Annotated in this window: 2 protein-coding genes; one reads left to right on the top strand and one right to left on the bottom strand. The window is 70.4% G+C overall.

The features are described 5' to 3' along the window. Window positions 1-42 precede the first annotated feature (42 nt). Window positions 43-606: a hypothetical protein gene (locus AC1D15_RS33890; RefSeq protein ID WP_477829521.1), complete on the top strand. Its 564-nt coding sequence runs from the start codon at window positions 43-45 to the stop codon at window positions 604-606. Here AC1D15_RS33890 and AC1D15_RS33885 read toward each other — a convergent pair. Beyond that, on the bottom strand, window positions 603-1,067 hold a 465-nt coding region (locus AC1D15_RS33885), incomplete at its 5' end, for an EamA family transporter (protein ID WP_477829520.1). The two genes, AC1D15_RS33890 and AC1D15_RS33885, sit on opposite strands and share 4 nt — an antisense overlap.

Here is a 1,067-nt window from a genome sequence, read left to right as displayed (position 1 = left end):
ATGTCATACCGCCGTTGTCATACCAACGATATATTGCTGCCGATGAACAAAGTTCTCCCCGTCAATCCCACGCCGGCACCGACGCCGGCAGAGCGCTGGGTCTGGCGGGCCTGCCTCGCGGTCTCGCTGGTCTGGCTGGCGGTGGCCTGGGCCGGGCAGGCGCGTTGGTGGCCGGGGGCGCTGTTGCTGGCCTTGAGCCTGCTGCCGCCGCTGCTGCGCTCGCAGCGCCGGCAGGTGGCGGTGCCGGGCTACGACACGCTCGACGTGAGCCCGTGGGGCCTGGTGCACCGCAGCGGCCTGCCCGGCGACCCGCAGGAGCCGTCGACGCGCCGCCTGGCCTGGTCCGACATCCGGCAGGTCGACGTGCTGACGACCGAAGACGGCCCGCTCGGCGAAGACCTGTTCTTCGTGCTGATGACGCAGCCCGACAGCGACGCCGAGGCGCTGGTCGTCTCGAACGCGCAGGCGGTGCCGACGAAACTGCTCGATGCGATGGCCCAGAACCTCGGGCCGCTCGACCAGGCGCAGCTGCTGAACGCCGTCAGCACGCGCGAGCTGAAGCGCTTCACGCTGTGGCGGCGCGAAGCCGCTGCAGCACAGGCTTAGCGGGACTTCTTCCAGAGCAGCAGCACGACGCCCGCGAGCACCACGCCGGCGGCGGCCCATTCATAGTGCGTGACGGTCTCGCCGGCTACCGCGACGCCCAGCAGCATCGCGATCACCGGGTTCACGAAGGTGTAGCTCGACGCCAGCCCGGCGCTGGCCTTCGACAGCAGCACCATGTAGGCGTTGAACGCGATCAGCGAGCCGAACACCACCAGGTAGAACCAGGCGCCCACCGCCTTCGGTTCCGGCGGCCACTGCATCTGCTCGCCGGTGACGGCAGCCAGCAGCAGCAGCACGACGCCGCCGCAGATCATCTCGCTGGCGAAGCCGGTCGCGCCCGGGGCCAGCGGCAGGCTGCGCTGGCTCAGCACGCTGCCGATCGACCAGGTGAGGCAGGCCGTCGCGATCGCGAACAGCCCGACCGGCGAGGCCTGGAAGCCGGCGCCCTGCGTCAGCATCAG

Source organism: Rhizobacter sp. P2_H2 (assembly GCF_056403375.1).
Note: the sequence above shows the minus strand (reverse complement) of the source record. Positions and strands in the feature narration are given on the sequence as shown.

Excerpts from the sequence above, each read along its gene's own strand:
- AC1D15_RS33890 (WP_477829521.1), top strand. The coding sequence starts at position 43 with ATGAACAAAGTTCTCCCCGTCAATCCCACGCCGGCACCGACGCCGGCA.